Source organism: Streptomyces misionensis (genome assembly GCF_007896895.1).
Taxonomy (GTDB): Bacteria; Actinomycetota; Actinomycetes; order Streptomycetales; family Streptomycetaceae; genus Streptomyces; species Streptomyces misionensis_A.
The window spans coordinates 43,848-62,295 of sequence record NZ_VOGW01000132.1; the positions used below are offsets into that span (position 1 = coordinate 43,848).

Sequence of the window (18,448 nt, forward strand, 5' to 3'; positions counted from 1 at the left end):
GCCGGGAGCCGTCGCGCCGCCCGGCGAGCCAGCCGACCAGCTCCGCCGCCGGGCCCGAGACGGTCACCTCGGGCTCGTCCGCGGCCCCCCCGGCGTCCCAGGTCCGCGTGACCGCCGTGGTCCCGGTCGCCGGGCTCGGCCTGGCGGCGTGCTCGGCCCCGGGCGGAGACGGCGCCTCCGCGTCCAGCCCGACCGCGCCGGTGGACCTCGGTGCCGAGAGCGAGGTCGCCAAGGGCGGCGCCAAGCTCTACCGGGAGCACAACGTGGTGGTCAGCAGGGACGACAGCGGGGCGCTGAAGGCGTACAGCACGATCTGCACGCACGCCGGTTGCCCGATCAACAAGCTCCAGGGCACCACCCTGATCTGCCCCTGCCACGGCAGCCAGTTCGACGCCATGACCGGCAAGGTGGTCCAGTCGCCGGCCACCGTGCCCCTGACCGAGCTGTCGGTGCAGACCAAGGACGGCAAGATCGTCGCGGGCCCGGCGGCCTGACCCCGGCGGCGCCCCGGCGGTCCACGGGTCAACCAGCGGGCGCCGCGCCCCCGTTCACCGCTGCCAGTCCCACGCGATGCCCACGACGCCCGGCCGGATGCGCGGCTCGACCACATGGACGCAGTGGTGCGGGGCGGTGACGGGGAGTTCCTGCCGGCCGCCGCGCGGGGCCGCCGGGGAGTGCTGGGTGAAGCGGTGGCAGCGCACGGGCAGCGCCGCCGCGTCGAAGCGCACCTGGAGCGCGTACTGACCGCCCGGCACGTCGAAACCGCGCAGGTACTCACGGGCGGCCCGGGCCGTGCCGTCCTCGACGGCGTACCGGAAGAGGAACGTGTCCCCGGCGCGCAGCCGGGTGCCGAAGAGCAGCTCGGCCACCAGCACCCCGCTGTCGTGGTCGAAGCGGACGCGGCCGGTGCGGCAGTTCTCCAGGGCCCGCACCCGCATGTCGCGCGGCGCGCAGCCCGGGTCGCCCCGGTGCACCGCGAGGAAGCCGTCGACGCCGTCGCGGTGGGCGCGCACGATGTGATGGGCCTCGCGGGCCGCCAGCTCGCGCCGGGCGCCGATCCGGACGCACTCGTGGTGGCCCAGGGTGTGCAGCCCGCTGTCCGCCGGGCGGCCCAGCTCGGCCCGCAGCCGGTCCACCACGGCCGAGGCCTCGACCAGGGAGCGGTACGAGCGGGCCGCCCGGCGGCCGGATGCCGGGTGCGGCTCGGACTCCGCGAGCAGCCGGATCAGGGACTCGTCCGGCAGCTGGAGGATCTCCTCCAGGGCGCGTACCGCGCGCAGCGACTCCGGGCGCTGCGGACGGCGGGCGCCCTGCTGCCAGTAACTCAGGCTGGTCACCCCGACCTTGACCCCGTGGCGCGAGAGATGGTGCTGCACGCGCTGGAGCGGCAGACCGCGCGCGGCGATCGCGGCACGCAGCGCCACATGGAAGGGGCCGCCGCGCAGGGCCGAGTCCAGTTCCCCGCTGGGAAGGTCCGCGTGCTGTGTGGCATGCAGCATGCCGAGGGGCCTTTCTGTGAGGTGTCACGACGGCTGGTCAGACCGTCTGCGCGGTGTGCGGGGCCACCCCCGTGGCGTCGTGACGCCCATGGCTGCGCACGCCGCGCCCCTTCCCGCACGTGCCGGCCCCGAGTTCCCCCGCATTGAAGCGTGTTGATCAGCACCCGACAACACCTGGGGACCGGTCGCCCCGGACGACTGGCCGGACCCCGCCCCTCACCGGGCGGCGGGCGCCGGCGGGCGGGCCTTTCGGGCCCCGCGGCCGGAGCGGACCGGTCCGCGCGCCGCGGAGCCGGCGTCGTCCACAGGCCCGACGCGGTGTCGGTGCTCGCCAGTAGGGTGTGAGACATGGCCGATCCCTCCAGCTACCGCCCCAGGCCGGGAGACATCCCGGACACCCCCGGGGTGTACAGGTTCCGTGACGAGCACCGCCGGGTGATCTACGTCGGAAAGGCGAAAAGCCTGCGCCAGCGCCTGGCGAACTACTTCCAGGACCTGGCGAACCTGCACCCCCGCACCCGGACCATGGTGACCACCGCCGCGTCCGTGGAGTGGACCGTGGTGTCCACGGAGGTCGAGGCGCTGCAGCTGGAGTACTCCTGGATCAAGGAGTTCGACCCCCGGTTCAACGTCAAGTACCGCGACGACAAGAGCTACCCGTACCTCGCGGTGACGATGAACGAGGAGTTCCCGCGCGTCCAGGTGATGCGCGGTCACAAGAAGAAGGGCGTGCGGTACTTCGGGCCGTACGGACACGCGTGGGCCATCCGGGACACCGTCGACCTGCTGCTGCGGGTCTTCCCGGTGCGCACCTGCTCGGCGGGCGTGTTCAAGAACGCCGCCCGCACCGGCCGGCCCTGCCTGCTCGGCTACATCGGCAAGTGCTCCGCCCCCTGCGTCGGCCGCATCAGCCCCGAGGATCACCGGGACCTGGCCGACGAGTTCTGCGACTTCATGGCCGGCCGCACCGGCACCTACCTCCGCCGTCTGGAGAGGCAGATGATGGAGGCGGCGGAGGAGATGGAGTACGAGCGGGCCGCCCGGCTGCGCGACGACATCGGGGCCCTGAAGAAGGCCATGGAGAAGAGCGCGGTCGTGCTCGCCGACGCGACCGACGCGGACCTCATGGCCGTCGCCGAGGACGAGCTGGAGGCGGCCGTGCAGATCTTCCACGTGCGCGGTGGCCGGGTGCGCGGTCAGCGAGGCTGGGTGACCGACAAGGTCGAGGAGGTCACCACCGGCGCCCTGGTCGAGCACGCCCTCCAGCAGCTGTACGGCGAGGAGACCGGGGACGCGGTGCCCAAGGAGGTCCTGGTCCCGGCGCTGCCCGAGCCGGTCGAGCCGGTCCAGGAGTGGCTGACCGGGCGCCGCGGGTCCCATGTGTCGCTGCGCATCCCGCAGCGCGGCGACAAGAAGGCGCTCATGGAGACCGTGCAGCGCAACGCCCAGCAGGCGCTCGCCCTGCACAAGACCAAGCGCGCCTCCGACCTCACCACCCGCTCCCGCGCCCTGGAGGAGATCGCCGACGCCCTCGACCTGGACAGCGCCCCGCTGCGCATCGAGTGCTACGACATCTCGCACCTCCAGGGGGACGACGTGGTCGCCTCCATGGTGGTCTTCGAGGACGGGTTGCAGCGCAAGAGCGAGTACCGCCGCTTCCAGATCAAGGGCTTCGCGGGCCAGGACGACGTCCGCTCCATGCACGAGGTGATCACCCGCCGCTTCAAGCGGTACCTCGCCGAGAAGGAGCGGACGGGGGAGTGGGCCGACGGCGAGGAGACCGACGGCGACACCGCGCCCGCCGGCAATGCCCCGGCAGTCGACCGGTTCACCTCCGCCGGCACGGCCCCGGGAAGCGACCGGCTCATCCCCGGTGGAACCGGCCCGGAAACGGACGCGGTCACCGGTGCGGAGCCCGGCCCGCTCACCGCCACGGCCCCGGAAAGCGACCGGCTCGCCCCCGGCGAAAGCGGCCCGGAAACCGGCCCCCGGCCCGGCCCGGTCCCCGGCGTCGGAGCCGGCCCGCTCAACGGTGCCCTCAAGGACGACGACGGGCGCCCCCGGAAGTTCGCCTACCCGCCCCAGCTCGTCGTGGTCGACGGCGGGCAGCCGCAGGTCGCGGCGGCCCGGCGGGCGCTGGACGAGCTGGGCATCGACGACATCGCGGTGTGCGGCCTCGCCAAACGGCTGGAGGAGGTCTGGCTGCCCGGTGAGGACGACCCCGTCGTACTGCCCCGCACCAGCGAGGGCCTGTACCTGCTCCAGCGCGTTCGGGACGAGGCGCACCGGTTCGCGATCACCTATCAGCGCACCAAGCGCGCCAAACGCTTCCGCGCCGGCCCCCTGGACGACGTCCCCGGCCTCGGCGAAACCAGGAAACAGGCGCTCATCAAGCATTTCGGCTCGGTGAAGCGGCTGCGGTCCGCCACAATCGAACAGATCCAGGAAGTGCCCGGGATAGGCCGCAAGACGGCCGAGACCATCGCCGCGGCCCTCGCCCAGGCGGCCCCGGCCGCACCCGCCGTGAACACGGCGACCGGAGAGATCATGGAAGACGAGGAACCCGAGACGACGGCGGGCTCCTCGGGGGCGCCCGTGACCACGGGTCCCCCGGACGAACGACGGGGGCAGGAGACATGACCGAGCACGACGCGGAACCCACGCAGCGCCGAGATCAGGCGCGTGGCGGCCCGGGCGACGACACGGGCCGGCAGCACACCGGCCGGCCCACCGCCCGCCGGCACACGGGCCAGGACGCGGCCGACGACAACGGAGCACAGGTGAGTACGGGCAGCGAGACACCCGGGGTACCCGAAGCGGCCATCCCGGAGCTGGTGATCATCTCCGGCATGTCCGGAGCGGGCCGCTCGACGGCCGCGAAGTGTCTGGAGGACCTCGGCTGGTTCGTCGTGGACAACCTCCCGCCCGCCCTCATCCCCACCATGGTGGAGCTGGGCGCCCGCTCCCAGGGCAACGTGGCGCGGATCGCGGTGGTCGTGGACGTCCGCGGCCGGCGCTTCTTCGACAACCTGCGCGAGTCCCTGGCGGACCTGGAGGCCAAGCACGTCACCCGGCGGATCGTCTTCCTGGAGTCCTCCGACGAGGCACTGGTGCGCCGCTTCGAGTCGGTGCGCCGCCCCCACCCCCTCCAGGGCGACGGCCGCATCGTGGACGGCATCGCCGCCGAGCGGGAACTGCTGCGCGAACTGCGCGGCGACGCCGACCTGGTGATCGACACCTCCAGCCTCAACGTGCACGAGCTGCGCGCCAAGATGGACGCCCAGTTCGCCGGCGAGGAGGAGCCCGAGCTGCGGGCCACCGTGATGTCCTTCGGGTTCAAGTACGGCCTCCCGGTCGACGCCGATCTCGTCGCGGACATGCGGTTCCTGCCCAACCCGCACTGGGTCCCGGAGCTGCGCCCGTTCACCGGCCTCAACGAGGAGGTCGCCGCGTACGTCTTCAACCAGCCCGGCGCCAAGGAGTTCCTGGACCGGTACGCCGAGCTGCTTCGGCTCATCGCGGCGGGGTATCGGCGCGAGGGCAAGCGCTATGTGACCATCGCCATCGGCTGCACCGGCGGCAAGCACCGCTCGGTCGCGATGTCGGAGAAGCTCGCCGCGCGCCTCGCGGCCGAGGGCGTCGAGACGGTGGTCGTGCACCGGGACATGGGACGGGAATGACGGAACGTACACCGCGGCTGGGCCGGCTGCGCCGGATGGTGCCGGACGCGCGCTCCGGCCGCTCCGCCGGGACCGGGGCCGGCCGCCCCGTCGAGGCCCGCGGGGGCCGGCCCCGTCGCCGGGGCGCCCAGCCGAAGGTGGTCGCGCTCGGCGGCGGCAGGGGCCTGTCCGCCTCGCTCGCCGCCCTGCGCCGGATCACCGGCGACCTCACCGCCGTCGTCACGGTGGCCGACGACGGCGGCTCCAGCGGCCGGCTGCGCGACGAGTTGGGCGTGCTGCCGCCCGGCGATCTGCGCAAGGCGCTGGCCGCGCTCTGCGGCGACGACGACTGGGGCCAGACCTGGGCCCGGGTCATCCAGCACCGCTTCCAGTCCCAGGGCGACCTGCACGACCACGCGGTGGGCAACCTGCTGATCGTCGCCCTGTGGGAGCAGCTCGGCGACCACGTCCAGGCCCTGGACCTGGTCGGCAAGCTGCTCGGCGCGCACGGCCGGGTGCTGCCCATGTCCGCCGTACCGCTGGAACTCCAGGCCCTGGTCAAGGGGCACGACCCGGAGCACCCGGAGGACGTGGACACCGTGCGCGGGCAGGCCACGGTCGCGCTGACGCCCGGCGAGGTGCAGTCCGTGCACCTGGTGCCGAACGACCCGCCGGCCGTCCCCGAGGCGCTGGCGGCGGTGCTGGACGCCGACTGGGTGGTGCTCGGCCCCGGCTCCTGGTTCTCCTCGGTGATCCCGCACCTGCTCGTGCCCGAGCTGCTGGACGCGCTGACCGAGACCAAGGCGCGCAAGGTCCTGTCCCTGAACCTCGCCCCGCAGCCGGGAGAAACCGACGGCTTCTCCCCGCAGCGTCATTTGGAGGTTTTGGGGCGACACGCCCCTAAACTCGCCCTGGACGTGGTGCTGGCCGACGAGGCCGCCGTGCCCGACCGCGACTCGCTCACCGAGGCCGCCAAGCGGCTGGGCGCCGCGGTCGAGCTGGCCCCGGTGGCCCGGACCGACGGAACACCCCGGCACGACCCGGAGCTGTTGGCCGCCGCGTACGACCGTATTTTTCGGATGCATGGAAGGATCGGCCCATGGCGATGACGGCAGCGGTGAAGGACGAGATCTCCCGGCTCCCCGTCACCCGGACCTGCTGCAGGAAGGCGGAGGTCTCCGCCATCCTGCGGTTCGCCGGCGGCCTGCATCTGGTGAGCGGGCGCATCGTGATCGAGGCGGAGCTGGACACCGCGATGGCGGCCCGCCGCCTCAAGCGGGACATCCTGGAGATCTTCGGCCACAGCTCCGAACTGATCGTGATGGCGCCCGGTGGGCTGCGGCGCGGCTCGCGCTACGTGGTCCGGGTCGTCGCGGGCGGCGACCAGCTCGCCCGGCAGACGGGCCTGGTCGACGGCCGGGGCCGGCCGATCCGCGGGCTGCCCCCGCAGGTGGTCTCGGGGGCCACCTGCGACGCGGAGGCGGCCTGGCGCGGGGCGTTCCTCGCGCACGGCTCGCTGACCGAGCCCGGCCGCTCCTCCTCCCTGGAGGTGACCTGCCCGGGGCCGGAGGCCGCGCTGGCGCTGGTGGGCGCCGCCCGCCGGCTGTCGATCGCCGCCAAGGCCCGCGAGGTGCGCGGGGTGGACCGGGTGGTGGTCCGTGACGGTGACGCGATCGGCGCGCTGCTGACCCGGCTCGGCGCGCACGAGTCGGTGCTGGCCTGGGAGGAGCGCCGGATGCGCCGCGAGGTGCGGGCCACGGCCAACCGGCTCGCCAACTTCGACGACGCCAACCTGCGGCGCTCGGCCCGTGCGGCGGTGGCCGCCGGGGCCCGGGTGCAGCGCGCGCTGGAGATCCTCGGGGACGAGGTGCCCGAGCATCTCGCCGCGGCCGGGCGGCTGCGCATGGAGCACAAGCAGGCCTCGCTGGAGGAGCTGGGGGCGCTCGCCGACCCGCCGCTGACCAAGGACGCGGTCGCGGGCCGGATCCGCCGGCTGCTGGCCATGGCCGACAAGCGCGCCGCCGATCTCGGCATCCCGGGCACCGAGGCCAACCTGACCGAGGAGCTGGCGGACAACCTGGTCGGCTGACCGCCGCACAGCACGCCGACACGCCGGTGCCGATCCCCGTCCGGGGGGATTCGGCACCGGCTTTCGCATGTCCTCGTCCGCCGAACTCCCCGGCTCCATACCACAGGTGAGCGGAGCCCTCATCAAGGGTGCGGAATTGGGGTACTCGACAGGTGAGCCGACCCGCTCACGAACGAGTGACAACGACGTCAGCAAGGGGGGACATCAGGTAGCGAATCCGGGTGAATCGACTGCCGGTCCAGGGGGGTCCGTACCCCTAGTGACGTGTACGGAAGACCTGCCCACGTATGCGCCGTCTCGATGTCACCGAGGGCCCCTCGGAGAGGTAGGGTCGGTGGTGGTCGGGGACATCCCAAACAGAGCTCGCCGGCTCGCATGGCCGGCGTACCAACGAGGAGATCGGTTCGTGACGATCCGCGTAGGCATCAACGGCTTCGGCCGCATCGGCCGTAACTACTTCCGCGCGCTGCTGGAGCAGGGTGCGGACATCGAGGTTGTGGCTGTCAACGACCTGGGTGACACGGCCACCACGGCCCACCTGCTCAAGTACGACACGATCCTGGGTCGTCTCAAGCAGGAGGTCTCCCACACCGCCGACACGATCACCGTCGACGGCCACACCATCAAGGTGCTCTCCGAGCGCAACCCGGCGGACATCCCCTGGGGCGAGCTGGGCGTCGACATCGTCATCGAGTCGACCGGCATCTTCACCAAGCGCGAGGACGCCGCCAAGCACCTGGCCGGCGGCGCCAAGAAGGTCCTCATCTCGGCTCCGGCCAAGGAAGAGGACATCACCATCGTGATGGGCGTCAACCAGGACAAGTACGACCCGGCGAACCACCACGTCATCTCCAACGCGTCGTGCACCACCAACTGTGTGGCCCCGATGGCGAAGGTCCTGGACGAGAACTTCGGCATCGTCAAGGGTCTGATGACCACGGTGCACGCGTACACCAACGACCAGCGCATCCTTGACTTCCCGCATAAGGACCTGCGCCGGGCCCGCGCCGCCGCCGAGAACATCATCCCGACCACCACCGGTGCCGCCAAGGCCACCGCCCTGGTCCTGCCGCAGCTCAAGGGCAAGCTGGACGGCCTCGCCATGCGCGTCCCGGTCCCGACCGGCTCCGTCACCGACCTCGTCGTCGAACTCAGCCGCGAGGTCACCAAGGAAGAGGTCAACGCCGCCTTCCAGAAGGCCTCCGAGGGCGAGCTCAAGGGCCTCCTCGACTACACCGAGGACCCGATCGTCTCCTCGGACATCGTCAACGCCCCGGCGTCCTGCACCTTCGACTCCTCCCTGACCATGGTCCAGGAGGGCAAGAACGTGAAGGTCATCGGCTGGTACGACAACGAGTGGGGCTACTCCAACCGCCTCGTGGACCTCACGGTCTTCGTCGGCAACCAGCTCTGATCGCCGAAGACCACAGCAGCACGACCGTGACATGAGAGCAGGGCTCGGCAGGCGCAGCGCGGCGCCCGCCGGGCCCTGTCTCGCGCACGGACCACGTCCTCATACGATCAGGTGCACCACGAGCCCTCCTCAGGAGTCCACTCAATGAAGACGATCGACGAACTTCTCGCCGACGGCGTAAGCGGCAAGCGGGTCTTCGTCCGCGCCGACCTCAACGTGCCGCTGGCCGACGGAACGATCACCGACGACGGCCGCATCCGCGCCGTCCTGCCCACCGTCAAGGCCCTCGCGGACGCGGGCGCCAAGGTGATCGTCGCCTCGCACCTGGGCCGCCCCAAGGGCGCCCCGGACCCCGCCTTCTCGCTGCTGCCCGCCGCCGAGCGCCTCGGTGAACTACTCGGCGCCCCGGTCGCCTTCGCCCAGGACACCGTGGGCCCCGCCGCCCACGACGCCGTCGACGGCCTCCAGCCCGGCCAGGTCGCGGTCATCGAGAACCTGCGCTTCAACCCCGGCGAGACGGCCAAGGACGACACCGAGCGCGGCGAGTTCGCCGACCGGCTCGCCGCCCTCGCCGACGTGTACGTGGGCGACGGCTTCGGCGCCGTGCACCGCAAGCACGCCTCCGTGTACGACCTCCCGGCCCGGCTGCCGCACTACGCCGGCCACCTCATCGCCACCGAGGTCGGCGTCCTGAAGAAGCTCACCGAGGACGTCAAGCGCCCCTACGTCGTCGCGCTCGGCGGCGCCAAGGTCTCCGACAAGCTCGCCGTCATCGACCAGCTGCTCGGCAAGGCCGACCGGCTGCTCATCGGCGGCGGCATGGCCTACACCTTCCTCAAGGCCAAGGGCTACGAGGTCGGCATCTCCCTCCTCCAGGAGGACCAGATCCCGGCCGTCACCGAGTACATGCAGCGCGCCGAGAAGCAGGGCGTGGAACTGGTGCTGCCCGTCGACGTCCTCGTGGCCCGGGAGTTCCCGGATCTGAAGACCAAGGCGCCGAGCCGGTTCACCACCGTCGACGCGGACAAGATCCCCGCCGACCAGGAGGGCCTGGACATCGGCCCCAAGACCCGAGAGCTGTACGCCTCGAAGCTCGCCGACGCCGAGACCGTCTTCTGGAACGGTCCCATGGGCGTCTTCGAGCACACCGACTACGCCGAGGGCACCAAGGTGGTCGCCCAGGCGCTCGTCGACTCGGACGGGTTCACCGTCGTCGGCGGCGGTGACTCCGCCGCGGCCGTGCGTACGCTCGGCTTCGACGAGAACGCTTTCGGCCACATCTCGACCGGTGGCGGCGCCTCCCTCGAATACCTCGAGGGCAAGACGCTCCCCGGCCTCGCCGCACTGGAGGACTGACCCCGTATGACCACCCGCACGCCGCTGATGGCGGGCAACTGGAAGATGAACCTCAACCACCTCGAGGCCATCGCCCACGTCCAGAAGCTCGCCTTCGCCCTGGCCGACAAGGACTACGAGGCCGTCGAGGTCGCCGTCCTGCCGCCCTTCACCGACCTGCGCTCCGTGCAGACCCTGGTCGACGGCGACAAGCTGAAGATCAAGTACGGCGCCCAGGACATCTCGCAGCACGACTCCGGCGCCTACACCGGCGAGATCTCCGGCCCGATGCTGGCCAAGCTGAAGTGCACGTACGTGGTCATCGGCCACTCCGAGCGCCGCCAGTACCACCACGAGACCGACGAGCTGGTCAACGCCAAGGTCAAGGCCGCCTACAAGCACGGCCTGACCCCGATCCTGTGCGTCGGCGAGGAGCTGGACGTCCGCGAGGCGGGCAACCACGTCACCCACACCCTCACCCAGGTCGAGGGCGGCCTGAAGGACCTCCCGGCCGAGCAGGCCGAGACGATCGTGATCGCCTACGAGCCGGTGTGGGCCATCGGCACCGGCAAGGTCTGCGGCTCCGACGACGCCCAGGAGGTCTGCGCCGCCATCCGCGCCAAGATCGCCGAGCTGTACTCCCAGGACGTGGCCGACAAGGTCCGCATCCAGTACGGCGGCTCGGTGAAGTCCGGCAATGTCGCCGAGATCATGGCCAAGGCCGACATCGACGGCGCCCTGGTCGGCGGCGCGTCGCTGGACACCGACGAGTTCGTCAAGATCGTGCGCTTCCGCGATCAGTGACGGTGCGGTGACGCCGCTCATGAGTAGGCGGTAGCCGCGATACGTCGTACTCTTGCGGGGGCACGGCCCAGGTGCTGTGCCCCCGTCGTCCATCCGAATCCGAGGAAGTTGGTCCAGCCGTGGTTTTGGGGTTCTCGATCGCCCTGATCGTCTTCAGCCTGTTGCTGATGCTGCTGGTGCTGATGCACAAGGGAAAGGGCGGCGGCCTCTCCGACATGTTCGGTGGCGGCATGCAGTCCTCCGTCGGCGGCTCCTCGGTCGCCGAGCGCAACCTCGACCGGATCACCGTCGTGATCGGCGTGCTGTGGCTCGCGTGCATCGTGGTCCTCGGCATCCTGATGAAGACGAACAGCTGATCCCGGGCTTCACGGCCCACACATTCCGTACGTTGAGCCCCATGTTCGGTACGCGCCCCCATGCGCGGCCTATCATGGGGCTTGCGTCTGGATGTGGGGGGCGGTAACTCCAATCACTGGACGCGCGTTGGGCCTTACGTAGACTGAGGCGCTCGCGGCGAAGCGGAACGCCGACTCGCTTCGCGGCACCATCACGCAGGGAGTTACGACCGTGGCAAGTGGCAACGCGATCCGAGGAAGCCGGGTCGGGGCGGGGCCGATGGGCGAGGCCGAGCGCGGCGAGTCCGCACCGCGGCTGCGCATCTCCTTCTGGTGCTCCAACGGGCACGAGACGCAGCCGAGCTTCGCCAGCGACGCGCAGGTTCCCGACACCTGGGACTGCCCGCGCTGCGGCTTTCCGGCCGGCCAGGACCGGGACAACCCCCCGGACCCGCCGCGCACCGAGCCGTACAAGACCCACCTCGCCTATGTGCGCGAGCGGCGCAGCGACGCGGACGGCGAGGCGATCCTCGCCGAGGCGCTCGCCAAACTGCGCGGCGAGATCTAGGAATTGACGACCGGCCGGGCCCCTCGGGTGCCTGGCCGGAGCCGTATGCACCCGCTCGCGTCCGGCCCGTTGTCAGTGGCACCCTCTACGGTTCTCGTGAAGGCGACGACCGCGAGGGGGAGTTGTGTCGACGACGGCGGCGCGGATGCGCGCGCCCGCAAGGCGCGGGCGCGCGGGCTCCGGGCGGCTGTGGAGCGCCGCCGTGCCGTCCCGCTTCGGTGACGCGCCGCGCACCGCCGCGCCGCCCGCCGCCGGACCGCGCGTCCTGCGGCCCGACCGGCCACTGCGCGGACTGGACGCGGCCACGCCCCTGTGCGGCATCGGGACGGACGCCCCGACGGTGGAACGTCACCACCACCCTGATGCAGCAACGCACCCTCGCGGCCACTCTTGGCGCGGGTCCGTGCCGCCCCTGTGCGCACGGCCGCCGTCCTCGTGCTGTCCGTCGGCTCGCCGGCACCGGCCCGCGAGCCGGCCGCACCCCGTGTCCCGCCGGTGGGCGGCGCGACGGCGGCCCACACCCGGCGGTGATCAATTAGGTTGGAACCCGCTGGGACAGGCACGAAAGAAGGCGGAAGTCGGAAATGAACGCAGACGGCCGTACCAGGCTCAACCAGTCGCCCGAGTGGACCGCTCTCGCCAAGCACCGGGAGGAGCTGGCCGGCACCCATCTGAGGGACCTGTTCGCCGCCGAGCCCGAGCGCGGCGCCGGGTACACGCTGCGGGTCGGGGACCTCTCCATCGACTACAGCAAGCACCTGGTCACCGGCGAGACCCTGCGGCTGCTGCGCGAGCTGGCCGCGGCGAGGGACGTCTTCGGGCTGCGGGACGCCATGTTCCGGGGCGAGAAGATCAACGTCACCGAGGACCGGGCGGTGCTGCACACCGCGCTGCGCGCCCCGCGGGACGCGGTGATCGAGGTCGACGGCGAGAACGTGGTGCCCAAGGTGCACGCGGTGCTCGACAAGATGGCCGGCTTCGCCGAGCGGGTCCGCTCCGGCGCCTGGACCGGGCACACCGGCAAGCGCATCAGGAACGTGGTCAACATCGGCATCGGCGGCTCCGACCTCGGCCCCGCGATGGCCTACGAGGTGCTGCGCGGCTACACCGACCGCGAGCTGACCGTCCGGTTCGTCTCCAACGTGGACGGCGCCGACCTGCACGAGGCCACCCGCGACCTGGACCCGGCCGAGACGCTGTTCATCGTCGCGTCCAAGACCTTCACCACCATCGAGACGATCACCAACGCGACCTCCGCCCGCGCCTGGCTGCTGGCCGCGCTGGGCGACGAGGCCGCGGTGGCCAGGCACTTCGTGGCGCTCTCCACCAACGCCGCCAAGGTCGCCGAGTTCGGCATCGACCCGGACAACATGTTCGAGTTCTGGGACTGGGTCGGCGGCCGGTACTCGTACGACTCGGCGATCGGCCTCTCCCTGATGATCGCCATCGGGCCGGACCGGTTCCGGGAGATGCTGGACGGCTTCCGGCTGATGGACGAGCACTTCCGTACCGCGCCCGCCGAGGCCAACGCCCCGCTGCTGCTCGGCCTGCTGGGCATCTGGTACGGCAACTTCCACGACGCCCAGTCGCACGCGGTGCTGCCGTACAGCCACTACCTGTCCAAGTTCACCGCCTATCTCCAGCAGCTGGACATGGAGTCCAACGGCAAGTACGTGGCGCGCGACGGCAGGCAGGTGGACTGGCAGACCGGGCCGGTGGTGTGGGGCACCCCGGGCACCAACGGGCAGCACGCGTACTACCAGTTGATCCATCAGGGCACCAAGCTGATCCCGGCCGACTTCATCGGTTTCGCCGAGCCGGTCGCCGAGCTGAGCGCTGAACTGAAGGCACAGCACGACCTGTTGATGGCCAACTTCTTCGCCCAGACCCAGGCGCTCGCCTTCGGCAAGAGCGCCGAGGAGGTCCGCGCGGAGGGCGTGCCCGAGGAACTGGTGCCCCACAAGACCTTCCCGGGCAACCGGCCGACGACCACCATCCTGGCGAGGGAGCTCACCCCCTCCGTGCTCGGCCAGCTGATCGCCCTCTACGAGCACAAGGTGTTCGTGCAGGGCGCGGTGTGGGACATCGACTCCTTCGACCAGTGGGGCGTGGAGCTGGGCAAGGTCCTCGCCAAGCGCGTCGAACCGGCCCTCACCGAGGGCGCCGAGGTCCCCGGCCTCGATGCCTCGACCAAGGCCCTGGTCGCCCGGTACCGGGAGCTGCGCGGCCGGAGCTGAGGCCGGAGCCGGGGCCGGGGCAGAGGCTCTGGCGGCCGATCAGCGACCCGGTGGCCGGCCTGCGATCCGGTCGGCCGACCGGCGACCCGGTGGCGTCCCCCGTATCCCGTACACTCCCGATGATCATGAACAACGCGACTCGGGGGAGTGTGCCGTGGCACGGGGGATCCGCAGGCCGGGAGAACAGCGCGAGCGGAACTGGCTGAAGGCCCATCACGCGGCCCGGGCGGTGTTCCACCCGGCCTGGATACCCGAGCCGCTCGACCCGTCCGTGGAGCAGCTGAAGCGGATCCGGGTGGCCGGGGGCACGGTCGCCGCCGTCGGCGTGTACACCTTCGTGCAGGGCGGCTTCGCCGTCACCGAGATGCTGGAGAACCTGCTGGTGGCCTGCGGGGTGCTGCTGGTGATCGCCCCGCTGACGGTCGGGGTGATGCTGTGGATCTGGCGGCGCACCGGACCCCTGCGCGTCCTGCGCCCGGCCCTGCTGAAGGCCCTCGGGCTGCTGCTCACCTTCATCGCCTCGGCCGTGACGGCCCTTCTTATGCTCCAGCACAACAGCCAACTGGGCGCGGGGCTGCTGATCCTCCCGGTGAGCCTGGTGACGCTGTGGCTGATCTGGTTCGTCGGCGCCGGGGCACTGCGCGTCACCGGGAACTTCTTCGGCACGGCGGCCGTGCACCGCGGTCTGCCGCCCCTGCTCGCCATCGTCACCAGCTGGCTGATGGCCCTGCCGGACCTATTCACCGGCGATCTGCACGGCCTCGGGCTCACCCTCGGCATCGTGTTCATCCTGGGCGCCCCCGTGACGGTCACCGGCATCGCCCTGTACGAGCTGGCCCTGCTGAGGCGGCGCTACGGCATCAGGCTGACGGATCACCCGGCGTCGCACCTCGGCCGTGCGCCGTCCAACGCGCCGTATTCGTACGGTCGTTGAGCCCGGACACGCGAGACGGCGGGGATGGTGGCCTCCCCGCCGTCCGCTGTGTTCCGGGCCGTCTCGCGTCAGGGCGACGCGGGCGGATAGAGCGACCTGGGCAGCTGGGAGGCCGCCGCCGCGTCCAGCAGCCACAGGGTGCGGCTGCGGCCGCGGGCACCCGCCGCCGGGGCCTGGATCTCGCCCGCGCCGGACAGCGCGATGGCCGCCGCCTCCGCCTTGTCCTCACCGGCCGCGAGCAGCCAGACCTCGCGGGCCGAGCGGATCGCGGGCAGGGTGAGCGAGATCCGGGTCGGCGGCGGCTTGGGCGCGCCGTGCACGCCCACCACCGTGCGCTCGGTCTCCCGTACGGCCGGCAGCTCGGGGAAGAGCGAGGCCACATGGGTGTCCGGGCCGACGCCCAGCATCAGCACGTCGAAGGTGGGCACCGGGCCGTGGTTCTCCGGCCCGGCCGCCTTCGCCAGCTCCGCCGCGTAGGCCTCGGCCGCCGCCTCGACGTCCGTGCCGTACGGCCCGTCGGAGGCGGGCATGGCGTGCACGCGCTCCGGGTCCAGCGGGACGGAGTCCAGCAGGGCCTCGCGGGCCTGGGTGACATTGCGCTCGGGGTCGCCCTCGGGCAGATAGCGCTCGTCGCCCCACCACAGGTCGAGCCGGCTCCAGTCGACGGCGTCCCGGGCCGGCGCCGCCGCCAGCGCGGCCAGCAGGCCGTTGCCGTTGCGGCCGCCGGTGAGGACCACGGACGCGGTGCCCCGGGAGGCCTGCGCGTCCACGATCTTCGTGATCAGCCGGGCCGCGGCGGCCTGGGCCATCAGTTCCTTGTCGCGGTGGACGACCAGCTGCGGGGTGTTCACTTCGCCGTCGCCTTCCTCGAAGGGGCCTTCTTCGCGGTCCTGGCCGCCGCCTTCTTCGCGGGCGCCTTGGCCGCCTGCTCGACGGGCTCAGGCTCGGCGACGGCCGCCCCCTCCGCGGAGGCCTCGGCGCCGGTCGCCCCCTCGGAGCCCTCAGCGGTCTTGGGACCCTCGGAGGCCTTGGGACCCTCGGAGGCCTTGGGGCCCTCGGCATCCTCGGAGCCCTCGGACTTCGCGGAACCCTCGGCAGCCGCCTGCCGCGGAACCGTCTCCAGCCGGTCCACCCCGTAACGCAGCGCCGACGCGTAGGTGTCGTCCGGGTCCAGCCGGCGCAGCTCCTCCGCGATCAGCTCGGCGGTGTCCCGCCGCTTCAGCGCCACCGCGCGGGCCGGCTGGCCCTCGATGGACAGCGTGGCGAGGGAGCCGTCCGCCCGGTCCAGGGTGATCGGGCCGCAGGTGGTGTCCATGCGGACGGCCGTGAGGCCCGGCCCCGCGGACGGGGACAGGCGCACCGGCACGTCCAGCCGGTCCGCGAGCCACATCGCCAGCAGCTCGCAGCTCGGGTTGAACTCCTCGCCCTCCACCTCGACCGCCCGCACCGTGCAGGTGACCTGGTCCAGGGCGGCCGCCAGCATCGAGCGCCAGGGCGTGATCCGGGTCCAGGACAGATCGGTGTCGCCGGGGGTGTAGGCCGCGGTGCGGGCCGTCAGCTCGCGCACCGGCTCCTCGGCGGCGTAGGTGTCCGTGACCCGGCGCTGGGCGAGCGCGCCCAGCGGGTCCTTGGCCGGGTCCAGCGGGGCGTTCACCGGCCACCACACGACCACCGGGGCGTCCGGCAGCAGCAGCGGCAGCACGACCGAGTCGGCGTGGCCGACGACCTCGCCGTACAGCCGCAGGACGACCGTCTCGCCGGTGCCCGCGTCCGCGCCCACCCGCACCTCGGCGTCCAGCCGCGAGGAGGTGCGGTCGCGCGGGGTGCGCGAGACCCGCTTGACGACCACCAGCGTGCGCGAGGGGTGCTCGCGCGACGCGTCGTTGGCGGCCTTCAGCGCGTCGTAGGCGTTCTCCTCGTCGGTGACGATGACGAGGGTGAGGACCATGCCGACGGCGGGGGTGCCGATGGCGCGGCGGCCCTGCACGAGGGCCTTGTTGATCTCGCCGGCGGTGGTGTCGGTCAGATCTATCTTCATGGCCGGCGCCAGCTCCGTCCGTCTCGTGCGAGCATCTCGTCCGCCTCGGCGGGGCCCCAGGTGCCCGATTCGTACTGCGCGGGCCTGCCGTGCTTGTCCCAGTACTCCTCGATCGGGTCGAGGATCTTCCAGGACAGCTCGACCTCCTCCGTGCGCGGGAAGAGGTTGGCGTCGCCGAGCAGCACGTCCAGGATCAGCCGCTCGTACGCCTCCGGGCTGGACTCGGTGAACGACTCGCCGTAGGCGAAGTCCATCGACACGTCCCGGATCTCCATGGAGGTGCCGGGCACCTTGGAGCCGAAGCGGACCGTGATGCCCTCGTCCGGCTGGACGCGGATCACGATGGCGTTCTGGCCCAGCTCCTCCGTCGCCGTGTGGTCGAAGGGGGAGTGCGGGGCCCGCTGGAAGACGACGGCGATCTCCGTCACCCGGCGGCCCAGGCGCTTGCCGGTGCGCAGGTAGAAGGGGACGCCCGCCCAGCGGCGGTTGTCGATGCCCACCTTGATCGCGGCGAAGGTGTCGGTCTTCGACTTCGGGTCGATGCCGTCCTCTTCGAGGTAGCCGATGACCTTCTCGCCGCCCTGCCAGCCCGCCGCGTACTGACCGCGCACGGTGCTCCTGCCCAGGTCCTTCGGCAGCCGCACGGCGCCGAGCACCTTGGTCTTCTCCGCGGCCAGCGCCTGCGCGTCGAAGGAGGCGGGCTCCTCCATCGCGGTCAGTGCCAGCAGCTGGAGCAGGTGGTTCTGGATGACGTCACGGGCGGCGCCGATGCCGTCGTAGTAGCCGGCGCGGCCGCCGATGCCGATGTCCTCGGCCATGGTGATCTGCACATGGTCCACGAAGGACCGGTTCCAGATCGGCTCGAACATCGTGTTGGCGAAGCGCAGCGCCAGGATGTTCTGGACGGTCTCCTTGCCGAGGTAGTGGTCGATCCGGAACACCTGGTCCGGCTCGAACACCTCGTGCACGACCTTGTTCAGTTCCTCGGCCGACTTCAGGTCGTGCCCGAACGGCTTCTCGATGACGGCGCGCCGCCAGGAACCGCCGGACTGGTCGGCCAGTCCGTGCTTCTTCAGCTGCTGGATGACCACCGGGAAGGAGCGCGGCGGCACCGACAGGTAGAAGGCGAAGTTGCCGCCCGTGCCCTGTGCCTTGTCCAGCTCCTCGATGGTGGAGCGCAGCCGCTCGAACGCCTCGTCGTCGTCGAAGGTGCCCTGCACGAAGCGCATCCCCTGGATGAGCTGCTGCCAGACCTCCTCCCGGAACGGCGTCCGGGCGTGCGCCTTGACGGCGTCGTGGACCTCCTGGGCGAAGTCCTCGTTCGCCCACTCGCGGCGGGCGAAGCCCACCAGCGAGAAGCCCGGCGGCAGCAGACCCCGGTTGGCGAGGTCGTACACCGCGGGCATCAGTTTCTTGCGCGACAGATCGCCCGTGACCCCGAAGATGACCAGACCCGACGGCCCCGCGATGCGCGGGAGCCGTCGGTCGGCCGGGTCACGGAGCGGGTTCGCCCCGGAACCGGAAACGGATGACAAC

Annotated in this window: 15 protein-coding genes and 1 pseudogene; 12 read left to right on the forward strand and 4 right to left on the reverse strand. The window is 71.8% G+C overall.

The window, feature by feature from the left end; genetic code table 11:
* Nucleotides 1-113: 113 nt before the first annotated feature.
* Nucleotides 114-494: pseudogene (locus FRZ03_RS23390) on the forward strand (Rieske (2Fe-2S) protein); the annotation flags it as partial.
* A gap of 54 nt (nt 495-548) precedes the next feature.
* Here the strand turns inward: FRZ03_RS23390 and FRZ03_RS23395 are convergent.
* Nucleotides 549-1,499 (reverse strand): hypothetical protein, encoded by a 951-nt coding sequence (locus FRZ03_RS23395; RefSeq protein ID WP_146467113.1) that lies wholly within the window; start codon nt 1,497-1,499, stop codon nt 549-551.
* Nucleotides 1,500-1,847: 348 nt separating this feature from the next.
* Here FRZ03_RS23395 and uvrC point away from each other — a divergent pair, with 348 nt between their 5' ends.
* From uvrC to FRZ03_RS23450, 11 genes are all read left to right on the forward strand, one after another.
* Complete coding sequence (gene uvrC / locus FRZ03_RS23400) at nt 1,848-4,139, forward strand: excinuclease ABC subunit UvrC (RefSeq protein ID WP_146467114.1); 2,292 nt, start codon at nt 1,848-1,850, stop codon at nt 4,137-4,139.
* Entirely contained in the window at nt 4,136-5,179 is a 1,044-nt protein-coding gene (gene rapZ / locus FRZ03_RS23405; protein ID WP_146467115.1) for an RNase adapter RapZ, read from the forward strand. The genes uvrC and rapZ overlap by 4 nt, the downstream gene beginning before the upstream one ends.
* Nucleotides 5,176-6,267: a gluconeogenesis factor YvcK family protein gene (locus FRZ03_RS23410; RefSeq protein WP_146467116.1), complete on the forward strand. Its 1,092-nt coding sequence runs from the start codon at nt 5,176-5,178 to the stop codon at nt 6,265-6,267. Before rapZ ends, FRZ03_RS23410 begins: the two co-directional genes overlap by 4 nt.
* A complete protein-coding gene (gene whiA, locus FRZ03_RS23415; protein ID WP_146467117.1) occupies nt 6,258-7,247 on the forward strand; it encodes a DNA-binding protein WhiA in 990 nt (329 codons plus the stop codon). The genes FRZ03_RS23410 and whiA overlap by 10 nt, the downstream gene beginning before the upstream one ends.
* Before the next feature lie 406 nt (nt 7,248-7,653).
* Complete coding sequence (gene gap / locus FRZ03_RS23420; protein ID WP_146467118.1) at nt 7,654-8,661, forward strand: type I glyceraldehyde-3-phosphate dehydrogenase; 1,008 nt, start codon at nt 7,654-7,656, stop codon at nt 8,659-8,661.
* A gap of 144 nt (nt 8,662-8,805) precedes the next feature.
* Nucleotides 8,806-10,017, forward strand: a complete 1,212-nt coding sequence (locus FRZ03_RS23425; RefSeq protein WP_146467119.1) for a phosphoglycerate kinase — start codon at nt 8,806-8,808, stop codon at nt 10,015-10,017.
* Nucleotides 10,018-10,023: 6 nt separating this feature from the next.
* Nucleotides 10,024-10,800, forward strand: a complete 777-nt coding sequence (tpiA, locus tag FRZ03_RS23430) for a triose-phosphate isomerase (RefSeq protein WP_146467120.1) — start codon at nt 10,024-10,026, stop codon at nt 10,798-10,800.
* Nucleotides 10,801-10,925: 125 nt separating this feature from the next.
* The gene (gene secG / locus FRZ03_RS23435; protein ID WP_070028463.1) at nt 10,926-11,156 is read left to right on the forward strand and encodes a preprotein translocase subunit SecG; all 231 of its coding nucleotides are present in this window, start codon (nt 10,926-10,928) and stop codon (nt 11,154-11,156) included.
* A 211-nt stretch (nt 11,157-11,367) separates the two neighbouring features.
* A complete protein-coding gene (locus FRZ03_RS23440) occupies nt 11,368-11,703 on the forward strand; it encodes an RNA polymerase-binding protein RbpA (RefSeq protein ID WP_003957010.1) in 336 nt (111 codons plus the stop codon).
* Between the two features lie 584 nt (nt 11,704-12,287).
* A complete protein-coding gene (gene pgi / locus FRZ03_RS23445) occupies nt 12,288-13,940 on the forward strand; it encodes a glucose-6-phosphate isomerase (protein WP_146467121.1) in 1,653 nt (550 codons plus the stop codon).
* 154 nt (nt 13,941-14,094) lie between these two features.
* On the forward strand, nt 14,095-14,874 hold the full coding sequence (locus FRZ03_RS23450; RefSeq protein ID WP_146467122.1) for a hypothetical protein: 780 nt from the start codon (nt 14,095-14,097) through the stop codon (nt 14,872-14,874).
* A 68-nt stretch (nt 14,875-14,942) separates the two neighbouring features.
* Here the strand turns inward: FRZ03_RS23450 and pgl are convergent, their stop codons facing one another.
* From pgl to zwf, 3 genes are read right to left on the reverse strand one after another with little or no spacing between them, the layout of a single operon-like run.
* Nucleotides 14,943-15,725, reverse strand: a complete 783-nt coding sequence (gene pgl, locus FRZ03_RS23455; RefSeq protein WP_146467123.1) for a 6-phosphogluconolactonase — start codon at nt 15,723-15,725, stop codon at nt 14,943-14,945.
* Complete coding sequence (gene opcA, locus FRZ03_RS23460; protein ID WP_146467124.1) at nt 15,722-16,912, reverse strand: glucose-6-phosphate dehydrogenase assembly protein OpcA; 1,191 nt, start codon at nt 16,910-16,912, stop codon at nt 15,722-15,724. Before opcA ends, pgl begins: the two co-directional genes overlap by 4 nt.
* On the reverse strand, nt 16,909-18,447 hold the full coding sequence (zwf, locus tag FRZ03_RS23465; RefSeq protein ID WP_146467125.1) for a glucose-6-phosphate dehydrogenase: 1,539 nt from the start codon (nt 18,445-18,447) through the stop codon (nt 16,909-16,911). Before zwf ends, opcA begins: the two co-directional genes overlap by 4 nt.
* Nucleotide 18,448 lies beyond the last annotated feature (1 nt).